The sequence below is a fragment of the Rhizobium sp. 62_C5_N11_2 genome (assembly GCF_051811185.1).
Taxonomy (GTDB): domain Bacteria; phylum Pseudomonadota; class Alphaproteobacteria; order Rhizobiales; family Rhizobiaceae; genus Rhizobium; species Rhizobium leguminosarum.
Genome location: NZ_JBPWPW010000001.1, coordinates 2,078,255 through 2,094,302 on the forward strand (window position 1 = coordinate 2,078,255; position 16,048 = coordinate 2,094,302).

At 59.9% G+C, this 16,048-nt stretch carries 16 protein-coding genes and 1 tRNA gene; 12 read left to right on the plus strand and 5 right to left on the minus strand.

What is annotated here, in order from left to right:
* The first annotated feature begins 434 nt into the window (after window positions 1–434).
* Window positions 435–872, plus strand: coding sequence for a VOC family protein (locus AB8B31_RS10525; protein WP_028733750.1), 438 nt, complete (start codon window positions 435–437; stop codon window positions 870–872).
* A gap of 3 nt (window positions 873–875) precedes the next feature.
* On the opposite strand, the gene AB8B31_RS10530 is transcribed toward AB8B31_RS10525, so the two are convergent.
* Window positions 876–2,072, minus strand: a complete 1,197-nt coding sequence (locus AB8B31_RS10530) for an acyltransferase family protein (protein WP_028733751.1) — start codon at window positions 2,070–2,072, stop codon at window positions 876–878.
* A gap of 312 nt (window positions 2,073–2,384) precedes the next feature.
* Here AB8B31_RS10530 and rpiB point away from each other — a divergent pair, with 312 nt between their 5' ends.
* From rpiB to AB8B31_RS10545, 3 genes are all read left to right on the plus strand, one after another.
* Window positions 2,385–2,834, plus strand: a complete 450-nt coding sequence (rpiB, locus tag AB8B31_RS10535; RefSeq protein ID WP_027684597.1) for a ribose 5-phosphate isomerase B — start codon at window positions 2,385–2,387, stop codon at window positions 2,832–2,834.
* 261 nt (window positions 2,835–3,095) lie between these two features.
* Window positions 3,096–3,860 carry a DUF599 domain-containing protein gene (locus AB8B31_RS10540; protein WP_028733752.1) on the plus strand — a complete coding sequence of 255 codons (765 nt, stop codon included), beginning with the start codon at window positions 3,096–3,098 and terminating at the stop codon, window positions 3,858–3,860.
* A complete protein-coding gene (locus AB8B31_RS10545; protein WP_028733753.1) occupies window positions 3,860–4,849 on the plus strand; it encodes a heparan-alpha-glucosaminide N-acetyltransferase in 990 nt (329 codons plus the stop codon). Before AB8B31_RS10540 ends, AB8B31_RS10545 begins: the two co-directional genes overlap by 1 nt.
* Window positions 4,850–4,873: 24 nt before the next feature.
* On the opposite strand, the gene AB8B31_RS10550 is transcribed toward AB8B31_RS10545, so the two are convergent.
* Complete coding sequence (locus AB8B31_RS10550; protein WP_018242133.1) at window positions 4,874–5,266, minus strand: MerR family transcriptional regulator; 393 nt, start codon at window positions 5,264–5,266, stop codon at window positions 4,874–4,876.
* A gap of 63 nt (window positions 5,267–5,329) precedes the next feature.
* Entirely contained in the window at window positions 5,330–6,745 is a 1,416-nt protein-coding gene (gene mgtE, locus AB8B31_RS10555; RefSeq protein ID WP_018242134.1) for a magnesium transporter, read from the minus strand.
* A gap of 242 nt (window positions 6,746–6,987) precedes the next feature.
* Between mgtE and AB8B31_RS10560 the strand changes: the two genes are divergently transcribed.
* From AB8B31_RS10560 to AB8B31_RS10570, 3 genes are all read left to right on the plus strand, one after another.
* Complete coding sequence (locus tag AB8B31_RS10560; RefSeq protein WP_028733754.1) at window positions 6,988–7,482, plus strand: peptide deformylase; 495 nt, start codon at window positions 6,988–6,990, stop codon at window positions 7,480–7,482.
* An 83-nt stretch (window positions 7,483–7,565) separates the two neighbouring features.
* Entirely contained in the window at window positions 7,566–8,054 is a 489-nt protein-coding gene (locus AB8B31_RS10565) for a BON domain-containing protein (protein ID WP_028733755.1), read from the plus strand.
* A gap of 321 nt (window positions 8,055–8,375) precedes the next feature.
* Window positions 8,376–8,741 carry a hypothetical protein gene (locus AB8B31_RS10570; protein ID WP_018242137.1) on the plus strand — a complete coding sequence of 122 codons (366 nt, stop codon included), beginning with the start codon at window positions 8,376–8,378 and terminating at the stop codon, window positions 8,739–8,741.
* Between the two features lie 60 nt (window positions 8,742–8,801).
* Here the strand turns inward: AB8B31_RS10570 and AB8B31_RS10575 are convergent, their stop codons facing one another.
* A complete protein-coding gene (locus AB8B31_RS10575) occupies window positions 8,802–9,446 on the minus strand; it encodes a methyltransferase family protein (protein ID WP_028733756.1) in 645 nt (214 codons plus the stop codon).
* Window positions 9,447–9,747: 301 nt separating this feature from the next.
* Entirely contained in the window at window positions 9,748–10,467 is a 720-nt protein-coding gene (gene lipB / locus AB8B31_RS10580; RefSeq protein ID WP_028733757.1) for a lipoyl(octanoyl) transferase LipB, read from the minus strand.
* Between the two features lie 182 nt (window positions 10,468–10,649).
* On the opposite strand from lipB, the gene AB8B31_RS10585 reads away from it, so the two are divergent.
* From AB8B31_RS10585 to AB8B31_RS10605, 5 genes are all read left to right on the plus strand, one after another.
* Window positions 10,650–10,734 (plus strand) — tRNA-Leu (locus AB8B31_RS10585).
* Between the two features lie 97 nt (window positions 10,735–10,831).
* Window positions 10,832–11,782 carry a DMT family transporter gene (locus tag AB8B31_RS10590; RefSeq protein WP_018242140.1) on the plus strand — a complete coding sequence of 317 codons (951 nt, stop codon included), beginning with the start codon at window positions 10,832–10,834 and terminating at the stop codon, window positions 11,780–11,782.
* A 97-nt stretch (window positions 11,783–11,879) separates the two neighbouring features.
* Window positions 11,880–12,584, plus strand: a complete 705-nt coding sequence (locus AB8B31_RS10595) for a hypothetical protein (protein WP_028733758.1) — start codon at window positions 11,880–11,882, stop codon at window positions 12,582–12,584.
* Between the two features lie 75 nt (window positions 12,585–12,659).
* The gene (locus AB8B31_RS10600) at window positions 12,660–14,681 is read left to right on the plus strand and encodes an acetyl-CoA carboxylase biotin carboxylase subunit (RefSeq protein WP_028733759.1); all 2,022 of its coding nucleotides are present in this window, start codon (window positions 12,660–12,662) and stop codon (window positions 14,679–14,681) included.
* A gap of 114 nt (window positions 14,682–14,795) precedes the next feature.
* Window positions 14,796–15,923: an S-(hydroxymethyl)glutathione dehydrogenase/class III alcohol dehydrogenase gene (locus AB8B31_RS10605; protein ID WP_065276303.1), complete on the plus strand. Its 1,128-nt coding sequence runs from the start codon at window positions 14,796–14,798 to the stop codon at window positions 15,921–15,923.
* The last annotated feature ends 125 nt before the right edge of the window (window positions 15,924–16,048 follow it).

Genomic DNA, 16,048 nt, shown 5'->3' on the forward strand with positions numbered 1-16,048 from the left:
AATATGAGGATGCAAGCTTAAGCGAGGCCGGTTTCGAATCCGTGCGGCGCACCGACATCGCATGGAGCCGGTGCGACATTCGGACTGCAGACTAGAGCGCCGCGACTCCAATAGGACGCGCTAGCACTTTGAGCTTGCGCATAATCCTTTCCGAAAATCGAATCCGATTTTCGGAATCGCGATCTGGCCGTAAGCGCTGGGGTGATGAAGACTATGCGGCGGAAGAACTGGTTGCCTTATCTTGACAGTCTGCACCGGCTCCCAATGTCCTACAGACGTCGATGCAACAGGACTGACGGAGGCCGGCCTGGACAGCGCCCGGCAAGTTGAACTCCTTCGTTGATGGGGGCTCCCCGGATGGGGGGCCGGGCAAGGTTGAGCAACCTGTCCGTTCTTAGACGAGACGACACCTTGCAGATTGGGAGATTGGACATATGGCGCTCAAACGGATGGACAACATCGGAATCGTCGTCGAAGACCTCGGAGTGACGATTGATTTCTTTCGCGAACTCGGCCTCGAGCTCGAAGGGCGGGCCACGATCGAAGGAGAATGGGCCGGACGTGTCACCGGACTGGGCGATCAGCATGTCGAGATTGCCATGATGCGCACGCCGGATGGCCACAGCCGGCTCGAGCTCTCCCGCTTTCTCACGCCGCCTGTCGTCGAGGATCACCGCAATGCCCCGGTGAACGCTCTAGGCTACCTCCGCGTCATGTTCACCGTAGACGACATCAATGAGACGCTTGAAAGGCTCCGCAAGCGCGGCGCGCAGCTCGTAGGCGACGTAGTGGATTATCAAGACACATATCGGCTCTGCTACATCCGCGGGCCCGAAAGGCTTCTCATCGGGCTCGCCCAAGAACTCAGCTGAGCGCTATGCGCGAAGCTTCCCGTTGCGATTATCCTGAATGACCGTGCCGTCGGCACCATCGGGTTCGGGCGTCGTCGAGATTTGCCGTTGATCGGCCATGGTTGAAGTTTCGCCGCGCAGCAGGCGCTTTTCGATCTCTTGCAGGTTGAGGATCGCGCGGTCCATTTGATCAGCCGGAGTTTCGCGCGGAACCATCCGCAGGCGATTATCCTGCCATAGCTGGACCAGCCGCCGCCGACCGGGAACCTCGATCGTCTCGTGGATGAACCATGCCCCGATTGCCGCAACGAAAAGCGTCACCACGATGAGCGCCGGTTCTGGCATCAAGGCATCAAAAGTCAGACGCGTCAGGAACATTATGGGCACATGAAAAAGGTAAAGTGAAAAGCTGATCTTCCCTAGAAACCGTACTGGTGCAGCTGCCAGGACATGTGCAGCGATGGGCGGCTGTCGAGCGACGAGCCCGACAATGACGGCCGCGGCCACCGCACTTTGCAGGCTCCAAAATTCAGGGGAAAAGCCCGACGAGACATGCCTGTAAGTGAAGAACACCGCCAGAAGGAAAAGCGTTAAAATTCCTGTGAGGGCAGATGGATTCCATTTATTCCAATGGGAATGCATCATCCCGGCAATTGCGCCGAAAAGAAAGTAAGGAAGCTTGGAGACGAGCATTATTCCCGGGCCTGGCAATTCAACCAGGCCATCCACGATGACGACCACCGTGAGGCCCACAATCACGCCGCTATAGCGGTGCGGTCGGGCCAGGCAAAGCCACAGGACAGGAAAGAGCAGATAGAATTGGATCTCGGGTGGTATCGACCAGAAAACACCGCTCGAGCCGAGAAGAAAGACATGACGCACAAAATCTGTGACGCCAACGATAGGCTGAACAAAATCCAGATTTTGCATGATCGACAGCATCGCCACGAAAACGACGGCCGCCAGGTAAACCGGATAGATGCGAGCAAAGCGGCTCACAAGAAAATCCAAGACGTTTTCTCTCGTCACCGGCCGTGAACCATAGAGATGAGCCATCAGGAAGCCACTGAGAGCAAAAAACAAACCGACAGCTTCGTCGCCCAGCGTCACGAGATGCGGCGCTGTGATTGGAAAGATAAAGCCAATATGGGCTTCAACGACCAGGAGCGCAGCGACACCGCGCAGGCCATCGAGACTGGGAATGTAATCCGGCCGGCTCATGGGTCACTTTTGAATCAGGTTTTCAGTCCTGAACATTGGCTATTACGACTTTACAAGCGGTTAACGCGGTGCCCTGCCCGTGCACCTCTAGACTGGCGTTACGCTAAAGCATGTCGCGCAAAACTGTGCAGCGGTTTTCCGACAGCTACATGCGTAAAACAAAGGCCTCAAGCACGAGAAGCGGATCTGAAAGATCGCGACGCTCTAACTCTCGCATCGTGCTTTCCGATAATCGATTCCGATTTTCGGGCCGATGCGCTAGGGTGCATCTCCAAGACGGCAAATTGCTTTGGAAAACGGAACCGCTTCTCCATGACAGCCACCAACCGCATCGCCCTCTCCAGCGACCACGCCGCCATTCAGCTCCGGCAGGCCATTGCCGGTCATATCGCGGCGCAAGGCTGGATAGCGGTCGATATCGGACCGACGACGCCGGAGAGCACACACTATCCTAAGCACGGTGAAGCGGCGGCGCGGCTCGTCGCCTCCGGCGATTGCCGGTTTGGCATCATTCTATGCGGCACCGGCCAGGGCATCATGATGGCGGCGAACAAGGTAAAGGGCATCCGTTGCGGCGTCTGCGTCGACACATTCTCGGCCCGCATGATCCGCCAACACAACGATGCCAACATGCTATCGATTGGCGTCCGCGTGGTGGGCGAAGGGCTGGCGCTCGATATCGTGGATGCGTTCCTGACCGCCCAGTTCGAAGGCGGCCGGCATGCAACGCGGGTGGAGATGATTGAGGCGCTGGAGGGGTAGCGCCGTCCTTTTCTTCTTCTTCTTCTTCTTCTTCTTCTTTGGGTCCCGCCCCGAATTTCCAAGCTGACGGATCACCGCATTGCTACATTTAGGTCCAGAAGATGCCGGTCGGCTATCCACCAAGCCTCGTCGTTTCCCGACGACTCGATTATGCCGAACTGCCGCATGGCCAAAAGCCCGCGTCAAGCCGCCCAACTCGGCCATGCGGCAAAATTCAACTTGCGGCATACTAGCCGCATTCATGCGGAGACTGGATCACTGATGACGAAGGCGGACTATATCGCTCTGGCCTTCTTTGCCTGGGTCTGGATGGGCTATTCCTGGCTGCTGCGTGGCCGTACCTTCTTCGGGCGCACCAGCCTCACCCATGCGATGACCGAGCGGCGGCGGGAGTGGATCTATAATTCGCTGCGCCGCGACCTGAAGATGATCGACACGCAGATCATGGCCGGCCTGCAGAACGGCACCGCCTTCTTCGCTTCGACCTCGATCTTCGCGATCGGCAGCTGCTTTGCTTTGCTCGGCGCGACGGAGAAAGTCGACGCCGTCTTCGCCGACCTGCCCTTCGTCTTCCATGGCGGCCATGCCGTTTTCGAGATGAAGGTCGGCGGGCTGGCAGCGCTTTTCGGCTATGCCTTCTTCAAGTTCGGCTGGTCCTACCGGCTGTTCAACTATTGCACTATTCTCTTCGGCTCGATCCCGATGATGCGCGACAGCGAGCGCGACATCATCGCCGCCGAGCGGGCCGCCGAACGCGTCATCCGCATGAATGTCATTGCCGGCAGCAATTTCAACGAGGGCCTCAGGGCGATCTTCCTGTCGATTGGTTATCTCGGCTGGTTCATCAACCCTTATGTCTTCATGATGACGACGGCGATCGTCATCTTCGTGCTGGCGCGGCGGCAATTCTTCTCGGAGGCGCGGCTGGCGATCATGGATGCCGGCCCGCCATCAAATCTCCACCTTTCTGCTATTCGCCGCGATATGCCGTCGAGCGACGGACGTGATTTGCCCGAGGGACTTTGATGACATTGCCGGCAACGGAAACCGATGCGGCGGCAAGGCCACCGCGCATCGGTCTATTGGATACGGCGCGCGGCGTCGCGCTGATCGCCATGGCGAGCTACCATTTCAGCTGGGATATGGAGTTCATGGGCTATCTCGCGCCGGGCACGGCCGAGACCGGCTGGCTGAAGATCTATGCCCGGGCGATCGCCACGACCTTTCTCTTCATCGTCGGCATCAGCCTGGTGCTGTCGAGCAAGCCCGAGATTCGCTGGCCCTCCTTCTGGAAGCGCTTCGGCATGATTGCCGCGGCAGCCGCGGTGATCTCGATCGCCACACGCATCGCGATGCCGAACGAGTGGATCTACTTCGGCATCCTGCATTGTATCGCGGTGCTCACGCTCATCGGCGTCGTTTTCTTGAGACTGCCGCTCGCCTTCACCCTCATCGCCACGCTCGCGCTCTTTGCCGCCTGGATCACCGACAATTTCGGCCCACCCGGCCTGCTGCGCTCATCCTTCTTCGATCCCCGATATCTCGCCTGGATCGGCCTTGCGGTGATGCCGGAACGGTCCAACGACTACGTGCCGCTATTTCCCTGGGCAACGCCCTTCTTCGCTGGATTGAGCATCGCCTCGATCGCCATCAGAACCAGGCTGCTGCACCGGCTTGCCGCCATTGGCACCGGGTCCTGGTGGCCGGCAAGGCTTGGCCGCCACAGCCTTGCCTTTTACCTCATCCACCAGCCGGTGTTGATCGGTATCGCCTATGGGCTTTCCCTCGTCGTCCCACCGCAGGCGCCGGATCCGGTTGCGACTTACCTAAGGCAATGCAACGCCTCTTGCGTCATGCAGCAAGGCGAAGCGCTCTGCCGCAGCTTCTGCCAGTGCACGCTGGAGAAATTGCAGGCGCAAGCCCTGTTCACGCCGCTTCAGGCGGGCGCGATCGATATACAGAACGACGAGCGGGTCCAGACCATTGCCGCCGAATGCAGCGCCGAGGCAGAATGAATTCGCCGACAATACGGCGCTTGATCAGGTGGTGACGCCGATTTCGGCGAGGCGGCCGAGGCAGGTCTCTTCGATAGCGTCGAGTTCCGCCAGCGTGTCGTCGATATCCTTGCGCTTCTGGCGAAGGTCGTCGCGCTTCTCGTCGACGCGCTTCATCAGGAGCTTCAGCTGGCCGAGTTCGCCCGGCGGCTCCTTGTAGACCTGGATGATCTCACGGATTTCGGCGATGGTGAAACCGATGCGCCGGCCGCGGAGGATTTCGGCGATGAGCCGCCGGTCGGCTTGCCGGAACAGACGGGTGCGCCCGCGCCGCTCCGGATGGATCAGTCCCTCGTCCTCGTAGAAGCGGAGCGTGCGCGTCGAGACCCCGAATTCGCGCGTCAGCTCCGTTATGCTATAAAACTTGTTCACCGGCATGTGTTCCCCGTCGTCGGACAGACGATAATATTGACTTTTACGTAATAGTCAATTTTTGACGGTTCAGATGCCGAACCACCATGTGGCGATGCCGAGAAAGGCGAAGAAGCCGGTACAGTCCGTCACCGTTGTGACGAAGACGGAAGAGGCGATCGCCGGGTCGGCCCCCATCTTGTCGAGCAGCAGCGGCAGCAGGATGCCGGCAAGGGCTGCCGCTATCAGATTAATGATCATCGCCGCCGCAATCACCCCGCCGAGCTGGTAGTCGTGGAACCAGGTGCCGGCGATCGCGCCCATGATCGTCGCAAAGACGATGCCGTTCAAGATGCCGACGCCCGCCTCCCTGCGGATGATGCGGCCGGCATTGTAGATGTCGAGATCGCGGGTGGCGAGCGCGCGCACCGTCACCGTCATCGTCTGCGTACCGGCATTGCCGCCCATCGAGGCGACGATCGGCATCAGCACCGCGAGCGCGATCATCTTCTCGATCGAGGCGTCGAACAGGCCGATGACGCTTGCCGACAGCATCGCCGTGCCGAGATTGATCAAAAGCCACAGGAAGCGCGAACGCACCGTCGACAGCACATTGTCCGACAGCTCTTCGTCGCCGACGCCGCCGAGGCGCTTGATGTCTTCGTCCGCCTCCTCGTGGATGACGTCGACGACATCGTCGATGGTCAGCACGCCGACCAGCCGGCCGTTTTCGTCGACGACGGCAGCCGAGAGAAGGTCGTACTGCTCGAAGAGCTGGGCCGCCTCCTCCTGGTCCATCTCGGCCGGAACCGGATGGTTGGTCTCGCGCATGATCTGCTCGATCTTCGTCTGCCGTTTGGTACGCAGGATCTGGTCGAGATCGACGGCGCCGAGCAGCTTGAAGGTCGGATCGATGACGAAGATCTGCGAGAAGGAATAGGGCAGATCCTCCTCGTCGCGCATGTAGTCGATCGTCTGGCCGACTGTCCAGAACGGCGGCACGGCGACGAATTCCGTCTGCATGCGGCGCCCGGCCGAGCTTTCGGGATAGTCGAGCGCCCGGCGCAGCCGCACCCGCTCGGTGAACGGCAGCTGGGCAAGGATTTCCTCCCGGTCCTCCTTGTCGAGGTCCTCGAGAATGTAGACGGCATCGTCCGAATCGAGCTCGCCGATCGCGGCGGCGATCTGCGCGTTCGGCATCTGGTCGACGATTTCGCGGCGGATCGCCTCATCGACCTCGGTCAGCGCCGTCATGTCGAAATCGTCGCCGAGCAGGCGCACCAGCGCCAGGCGCTGATCCGGCTGGATCGATTCCAACAGGTCGCCTATTTCCGATTCATGCAGGCGAGCAACGTTCTGACGCAGGAACAGCGTGTCGCGGTCGGCGATCGCAGCACCGACGAGCGCCAGGAAATCGCTGCGGACATTGCCGTCCTCGTCGTAGATATCAGCGTCCTCGTCATCAGGACGCCTGCGGATGCGGTCTTCCTCATCGGTCGTCGTCATCTGCCGCCCTCGCATCTGGTTCGAATTTCAACGACTGCCGCACCGCATTCGCAAATGTCGGCTGAAAACACATTATCAACAAGCGGATAAGCGAATCCCGCGCGAGGCTCCCGCAGCCGGAATTCTTGGCCCCTGCTAGCCCAAAGCACCCGTGTCGTAAAGCGGCAAACCGCGCTTCGTGATGACAATGCTCGTGGCCGGCGATAGTTTCCTCACCCGTCCAAGCAGAGGAAGCCTGCCCCATGCCCATCCGTCCAATTTTGTGCTATCCACATCCGGGCCTGAAGACTGTCTGCGCACCGGTGACGGCCTTTGATTCCTCGCTCGCCGCGCTTGCCGACGACCTGCTGGTGACGATGCGCGCTGCCCCCGGCGTCGGTATCACCGCCGCCCATATCGGTGTCTTCAACCGTGTCACGGTGCTGGAACTCGACAAGGCCGACGGCGTGCGCCTCTACGTCAATCCTCATATCACCTGGTTTTCGAAGGAGACGATGAGCCATACCGAAGGCAGCGTCTCCATGCCCGGTGCGACCGACGAGGTCACGCGCCCGCGGGCGATCCGATTCCGCTATCAGGATGCCGAGGGCGCCGTGCACGAGGACGGTGCCGAAGATTTCCTTGCCATCTGCATTCAGCACGAAGTCGACCAGCTCGACGGCATTTTCTGGCTACAGCGCCTCTCACGGCTGAAACGCGACCGTCTCGTGAAAAAATGGGAGAAGGCCCAGGGCTGACAATCACGGCCGACAAATCGCCGTCCATGCCGAACCATTCGCCGTTGCCGGCGTTTCCAGCAAAGAAACAAGGAGCGACTGCAATGGCAAGAATCGGTGACAAGACCCCGATTTCCCGGGAGGAAGATTATCGCGACCTCGAAGAGCGCAATCTCGACGACGGCTGGCCCTATGCCGACAGCAGCGGCGCCGACCCCGCCAACCGCCCTTATGGCGAGACCGTAGCCAATTTCGACAGCGATCCCAACAGGGGCTTCCGGGTCGATGGCACGGATGAGGACGGCAACGAGAATCGCCTGAAGGATTCGCTGCGCGCCGATACGATCGACCGCGATGAAAGCGACGATCTCGAAGCGCGGGTGAACGACAATCTCGAAAACATTCCTGAGGTCGACATCGACAGCATCGAGGTTCATGCAGATGGTCACGTCGTCACCCTGGAAGGGTCGGTGGAGACGATCGGCATCGCTCGCAAGGTCGAACTCGGCGCGCTTTCGGTCGATGGCGTCCGTCACGTCCGCAACAAACTGCAGCTGACCGGTGTCGATGCGCATATCCCGAACGACGACTGAGTTCACGCCCAAGGCGCAGATCACCAACCGAAGGCGGGCTGCCGCCTGCCGTTGGTGATCTTTCCCAATATTACCAAAAGTTAACAATTTAAGATTGCAGCACCAGCTGTCTTATTCGTGACACCAATCGCCTATTTTTGTTAGGCGGCTTCTGTCACGCGAAGGTCAATTTCGTTGACAACACTGTGATTTCATTTGGACAAAAGGTCGCGGGTGCGTCGCCATATTATCACAAAATTGCCTGAATTGGGGCGCGAACTCGTGTGTGCCGAGGGTTAGTTTATGTTGTGGAATTCAACAGCAGATTGAGGAGATAAACCCATGCGCATCAAATTTGCCCTTGCCGCGTCCCTGTTCGCCGTCAGCCTTGCAGGCGCTGCCTTCGCCCAGCCGACCTATTCCGACGACTACACCAACGACAGCGACGGCTTCGCGCCGAGCCCCACCTCGAAGCCGGCCCCAGTGCACTACAGCAGCCGCAAGGCTCCGTCCTATTCCAGCGACTACACCAATGACAGCGACGGCTTCGCACCGAGCGCCATGGCAGCCCCTGCCGTCGACAAGACCGCAACGGCCAGCATCACGCCGCTGCCCCCATGCCATAGCATGATCGGCCCGAAGGGCTCCCATACCAAGGGTGCCGACAGCGGCGCTTCCCGCACTGAAGCATGCCGCGCAACGCATTGATCCGACAAAAGAAAGGGCCGGAAACCGGCCCTTCTCTTTTCAATCCATCTTTATGTCGTCTTAGAATACGAATGGAACGAGCCGGTAACGGGTCGTGGCCATGAAGGCCTCGTAGGCAGGATCCTGCTTGAGCAGACGCTCCTCCGCCAACAAGCGGAAACATTGGGCGGTGAGGGCCGTCGCATAGATGGCAAAATTCCAAAGGCTCGGATGGACCAGGAAGAAGCCGATGTGTGTCATCAGATAACCCGCATACATCGGATGGCGGACAAATTTGTAAGGCCCGCCGATCTTGACGCCGCGATTGGCCGGCACCAGGCCGAAGCTTCGCAGCAATGTCAGCTTTGCCGATATCTGCAGGACAAAACCGAGTGCCATCGCCGTCCCGCAGAACGCGAGTGGCGCTAGCGGCTGTGTCGCGGAGGGCGTGGCAAGCAGCGGGAAGATCGTCCCGATGGCGGTGACCGTCCAATCAAAGAGGCGCAGCGACGCATTTCTCGTCGTCCGGCGGGTCAGGATGAGGAAGGCGGCAGCTCCCTCCGAAACGATCAGCAGGCAATCGATGATTGCCCGATTGTCCTGCATCTGCGGCAGGACACGCATGACAATCCCGACGAAGAAATAGCCGATGAGAACCTTCTCGATAATATCGAGAGCGAAATACACATCGAGGAATGACCAGCTTGCCGCTGCTTTTTTTCTCATTGTCCTCGGACTTCCATATTCACACAGCTGTAGTGTCGTATATATTTTCAATCGCTAATTATGGGTTAAAACGTTGGCTCTGACAGTGAAGCGGTTGCCGAGTCTGACGGCAGAATGCGCCCGGCGAGCGTTTCGCCGAAGGAAAATGGTGGGTCGAGAAGACTCGAACTTCCGCGGATTCTTCCACAGCGACCTCAACGCTGCGCGACCGCCAAATCTGCCACGAAGCATTGTTTCACTTAAGAAAAGACCGAAACCAGCCTTTCTTTCTGATACAAATTGCCCCGGTCGCCGTGGTCAGTCAGGTTTCGCCGGTCGTTTCGCCGAAAACCGCCTCAAAGGCGGCGCGCAGCCGGATATCGACATCAGCCATCATCACAGGCAAGCCAAGATCGACGAGGCTGGTCACGCCATAGGCGGATATCCCGCAGGGCACGATGCCTTCGAAATGATCGAGATCCGGATCGACGTTGAGCGACAGTCCGTGGAAGGTCACCCATTTCCGCAGCCTTATGCCGAGAGCGGCGATCTTGTCCTCGGCCATCGTCCCATCGGCCAGCAACGGCTTTTCCGGCCGGCGCACCCAGACGCCGACGCGATCTTCACGTCGCTCACCGCGGACATTCATCATGTCGAGCGTGCGGATGACGACATCTTCAAGGGCGGCGACAAAGGCGCGCACGTCCTGGCGCCGCCTTTTCAGGTCGAGCATGACATAGGCGACGCGCTGGCCGGGTCCATGATAGGTATATTCACCGCCACGCCCTGTCGCAAAGACCGGAAACCGGTTCGGCTGGACGAGGTCCCTCGCATTGGCGCTGGTGCCGGCAGTATAGAGCGGCGGATGTTCGACGAGCCAGACGAGTTCATCGCCGCCATCTGATATCACCGCCACCTCGCGCTCCATCGTCTCCACCGCCTCCTCATAGGGAACGAGGCCATCGGCGATGCGCCAGCGTACCGGCCGGGTTCCGAGTCGGGGAAGCATAGAGAATTCGAGATCGGTGCGAAGCATGGTCATTCCTTGCCGCTCTCCCCGAAATGCCTGCGAAAAAGGGGCGGCAGGACAGCTATATGGACCTGTTTCGGGGCCAATTCAAATGCTGTGAGCGGTTTTCAAAAAAACTGTCATATCGCCCTTGTGCACCCCAGATGCTTTTGCTACATGCTGCCCCGCCGACGCAAATCGGCACCTACCACGATGCGGTCGTGGCGGAATTGGTAGACGCGCAGCGTTGAGGTCGCTGTGGGGCAACCCGTGGAAGTTCGAGTCTTCTCGACCGCACCATTTCCCTTCAGGGAAACGCTCTCTAAGCGATGATTTCGATTTCACCTCGAAGCTATTTGCGGTTGCTTGGCTTGATTGCCTGGCTTTCCCGTGATTGATGGCGTCATCCTCGCAAGAATCAGCAGCCATGTCAGAGCCCCATCAAAATTCCCTGCAGGGCATGGCCATCATGTCCGGCGCCATGCTCATCCTGCCGACCATGGATGCGATCGCCAAATACATGGCGACCTTCGAGGCGATGTCGCCGGGCCAGGTGACCTTCTACCGATTCTTCTTTCAGATCGCCTGTACCCTGCCGATTCTTTTCGCCCTCTTCGGGCTTAAGGCGCTTTCGGCCAAACGGCCATGGATGAATCTGCTGCGCGGCGTGCTGCATGGCGCTGCGAGCCTGCTTTTCTTCGTCGCCGTCAAATACATGCCGCTCGCCGATGTCTTCGCCATCTATTTCGTCGAGCCCTTCATGCTGACCGCGATGTCGGCACTGTTTCTCGGCGACAAGGTCGGCTGGCGGCGCTGGATGGCGATCATCGTCGGCTTCGGCGGCGCAATGATCGTCATTCAGCCAAGCTACGAGATCTTCGGGCTGAAGGCGCTGCTCCCGGTCGCCTGCGCCTTTCTGTTCTCGCTCTATCTCTTCCTCAACCGCGCCATTGGCGAGGCCGATTCGCCGCTGACCATGCAGACGATGGCCGGCATCGGCGGAACGATCTTCATGGCGGCTGCGCTTTTCGTCGGAAACAGTTTCGGCAATGCCGATTTTGCCGTCTCTCTGCCCTCCTCCGGTCTCGGCCTTATCCTGCTTCTCGCCCTCGGCTCGATCTCGGGATATGCGCATATGCTCGTGGTCCGGGCTTTCCGCCTCGCTCCGCTGTCGCTGCTTGCGCCGTTCCAGTACTTCGAGATTATCTCGGCGACCGTTCTCGGCTATGCGTTGTTCAACGATTTCCCGAGCTTTTCCAAATGGATCGGCATCTTCATCATCGTTGCATCAGGCCTTTTCATCATCTGGCGCGAGCGGCTGCAGGCGCAAACGTTAAAATCTTCCTGACCTCGGGAATATCAGATTAACTCCTCTTCTTGAGGGATCGTCAATTCGCAGGCGCTAAAACTGTCTGCGGTTTCATGATGAAGCCTGGAGTTAAAACATGAGCGAATTTCGTCTCGCTTTTCCGGCCTGTGTCGTGGCCGGCAAGCATCGGCTGACGGCCGAAGATATAGTATTGCTGCGCAAACATAGTTTTCCGGAGGGTATCCGGACATCCGACGACGTCGTGGCGATGTTGGCGCTCAACAATTCCTGCCCTGAAAAATGTGCCGACTGGAACGCTTTCTTCGTGGAGCAGCTCGCCGGTTTCATCGTCCATTACACCTATCCGCAGGGCTCGCTGGATGAAATCAACGTCGCCTGGATCATGCGCATGTTCACGACCAATGGTGTCGTCAACTCGGCGCTCGAGCTCGAGCTCATTCTCCACGTTATGGAGATTTCGACCGATGTCCCAGTTGAGTTGAGAGCGCTTGCCCTCGATCAGCTTCGTCTGGCGATCACCGACAATATCGGTGGCTACAAGCTGTCGCGCGCCATCGATCGCCGGGGCATCACCCGCCAGGACGTCGACTACGCAATGCGCATCTTCAGAAGCGTCGCCGAAGGCGGCATCATCCCCGTCTCGTCGGTCGAATACGGCGTTCTCCAGCAGATCGAGCAGGCAACGCTGTCCGGCGCCAATCATCCGCACTGGGCGGGGATCATGGCTGCCGTCGAGCTGCGCGATTATGCCGAGCCGCGTCGCAGCCGCTGGCTGCGCATCGTCGACGAGGAACCTGTCTCCGAAGCTGCCGTCGCCTGACGCTCCGCAAGCCTGATTGTGCGTTCCGGTGTTTTGTGCGTAAAACTCCGGGATGCATTTCTGGGTGGAGTCTCCATGTTCAAGAAAATCCTGATCGCGAATCGCGGCGAAATTGCCTGCCGCGTGATCAAGACTGCGCGCCGCATGGGGATTCTGACCGTCGCGGTCTATTCGGATGCGGATCGGGACGCGCTGCATGTCGAAATGGCCGACGAGGCTCTGCATATCGGCCCGGCCGCGGCGTCGGAGAGTTATCTCGTCGCCGAAAAGATCATCGCCGCCTGCAAGGCGACGGGGGCCGAGGCCGTCCACCCCGGTTACGGCTTCCTCTCCGAACGCGCCTCCTTCTGCGCTGAACTCGAAAAGCAGGGCATCATCTTCATCGGTCCGAAGCCGAAGGCCATCATGGCGATGGGCGACAAGATCGAATCGAAGAAATTCGCCAATGCCGCCGGTGTCTCCACCGTGCCCGGCCATCTCGGCATCATCGAGGATGCCGCCCATGCGGAAGTGATCGCTGGCGAGATCGGCTATCCTGTCATGATCAAGGCGTCGGCGGGTGGCGGCGGTAAGGGCATGCGCATCGCCTGGAACAAGGCTGATGTGGGCGACGGCTTCGAGCGCGCCCGCTCGGAGGCAAAAAGCTCCTTCGGCGACGACCGCGTCTTCATCGAGAGGTTCGTCGTCGAGCCGCGCCATATCGAGATCCAGGTGCTGGCCGACGCGCATGGTAACGTCGTCTATCTCGGCGAGCGCGAATGCTCGATCCAGCGGCGGAACCAGAAGGTCGCGGAAGAGGCGCCCTCGCCCTTCCTCGATGAAGCCACCCGCAAGGCCATGGGCGAACAGTCGGTGGCGTTGGCGAAGGCCGTCGATTACCAGAGCGCCGGCACCGTCGAGTTCATCGTCGACCGCGACCGCAATTTCTATTTCCTTGAAATGAACACCCGCCTGCAGGTCGAGCATCCGGTGACCGAACTCGTCACCGGTATCGATCTCGTCGAGCAGATGATCCGGGTGGCAGCCGGAGAGCCCCTTCCCTTTGCTCAGGAGGACATCAGGCTCGACGGCTGGGCGATCGAGAGCCGGCTCTATGCCGAAGATCCCTACCGCAACTTCCTGCCCTCGATCGGCCGCCTGACGCGTTACCGCCCGCCGGCGGAAGGCAGGACCGGCAATGTCGTTATCCGCAACGATACCGGCGTCTTCGAGGGTGCCGAGATCTCGATGTACTACGATCCGATGATCGCTAAGCTCTGCACCTGGGCGCCGACCCGGCCCGAGGCGATCGACGCCATGGGTCGGGCGCTCGACGGCTTCGTCGTCGATGGCATCGAGCACAATGTGCCTTTCCTGTCGGCGCTGATGAAACATCCGCGCTGGCGCGAGGGCCGGCTGTCCACAGGCTTCATCGCCGAGGAATATCCCGATGGTTTTGCGCCGATGAAACCGGACCCGGCGGAAGAAGCCGTGCTTGCCGGCATCGCCCTCTCCGCCTCGCTGATCGAGACAAACCGCCGCGAACGTTTCGCCGATCGTCTGCGCGCCGCATCGGGCGCGCTGCGCGAGGAATGGGTGGTCAAGATCGGCGACAACCACGTCGCTGCAAGATTGCTCGACGGCCTCGTCACTATCCCCTTCGATATGGACATCGCGATCGAGGGGGCGATAGAGGGCCAGAGCAAGAGTGTTGTCACCGATTGGAGACCGGGGGATCCTGTCTGGAGCGGCAAGGTCGGCGGTCGCGACATCATCGCGCAGATTCGCCCCGTTCTGAACGGGTTGCGTATCGACTGGCAGGGGCTTTCAGTGATTACCAAGGTCTTTTCGCCGCGTCATGCCGAGCTCGACAGGCTGATGCCGGTGAAGCTGCCGCCCGATACCTCCAAGCTCCTGCTCTGCCCGATGCCTGGCCTCGTCGTCGCCATCGCGGTTGCCGAGGGCCAGGAGGTCAAGGCCGGTGAGACGCTTGCGATCGTCGAAGCGATGAAGATGGAAAACGTGCTGCGCGCCGACCGCGATCTCGTCATCTCGAAGATCAATGCCGCGGCCGGCGAAAGCCTGGCCGTCGATGCCGTCATCATGGAATTCGCCTGAGAGGAAAAGACCGGGCGACCGGCCGTTTTCGCTTGAGCCGAGTTCGCCGACCATGCCAAGCTCAGCCCGATAAATCAGCTGGGAACCAACAAAAATCGTCAGGGAGATATCAAGATGGACGTTCGCGCCGCCGTTGCCGTTCAGGCCGGAAAACCGCTGGAAGTGATGACCGTGCAGCTGGAAGGACCGCGGGCCGGCGAAGTGCTGGTCGAGGTCAAGGCGACGGGCATCTGCCACACCGACGATTTCACCCTGTCGGGCGCCGATCCTGAAGGCCTGTTTCCGGCCATCCTCGGCCATGAGGGCGCCGGCATCGTCGTCGATGTCGGCCCTGGCGTCACCTCGGTCAAGAAGGGCGATCATGTCATTCCGCTCTACACCCCGGAATGCCGCGAGTGCTATTCCTGCCTTTCCCGCAAGACCAATCTCTGCACCTCGATCCGCGCTACCCAGGGCCAGGGGCTGATGCCGGATGGAACGAGCCGCTTCTCGATCGGCAAGGACAAGATCCACCACTATATGGGGTGCTCGACTTTTTCGAACTTCACCGTGCTGCCGGAGATCGCCCTTGCCAAGGTCAATCCCGACGCACCCTTCGACAAGATCTGCTACATCGGCTGCGGCGTGACGACCGGCATCGGTGCGGTCATCAACACCGCCAAGGTGGAGATCGGCTCGACGGCGATCGTCTTCGGTCTCGGCGGCATCGGTCTCAACGTGCTTCAGGGCCTGCGTCTTGCCGGTGCCGACATGATCATCGGCGTCGATATCAACCCTGACCGCAAGGCCTGGGGCGAAAAGTTCGGCATGACCCACTTCGTCAATCCGAAGGAGGTCGGTGACGACATCGTGCCTTACCTCGTCAACCTGACCAAACGCAACGGCGACCTGATCGGCGGCGCCGACTACACGTTCGACTGCACCGGCAACACCAAGGTGATGCGCCAGGCACTGGAAGCCAGCCATCGCGGCTGGGGCAAGTCGGTTATCATCGGCGTTGCCGGCGCCGGCCAGGAAATCTCCACCCGTCCGTTCCAGCTGGTCACCGGCCGCAACTGGATGGGCACCGCTTTCGGCGGCGCGCGCGGCCGCACCGACGTGCCGAAGATCGTCGAATGGTACATGCAGGGCAAGATCCAGATCGATCCGATGATCACCCACACCATGCCGCTCGAGGACATCAACAAGGGCTTCGAACTGATGCATTCGGGCAAGAGCATCCGCGGCGTGGTGGTCTACTAATGCATGACACAAAGACTGCGGGCTTGAAGTAAAACCGCTCGATACCCCAAAAATAACGGGCCTGATCTGCAGAGGGCTTCACCAAGTGTGAAGCCCTTTCATGTTACCGCTTCGGTGCTTGGCAA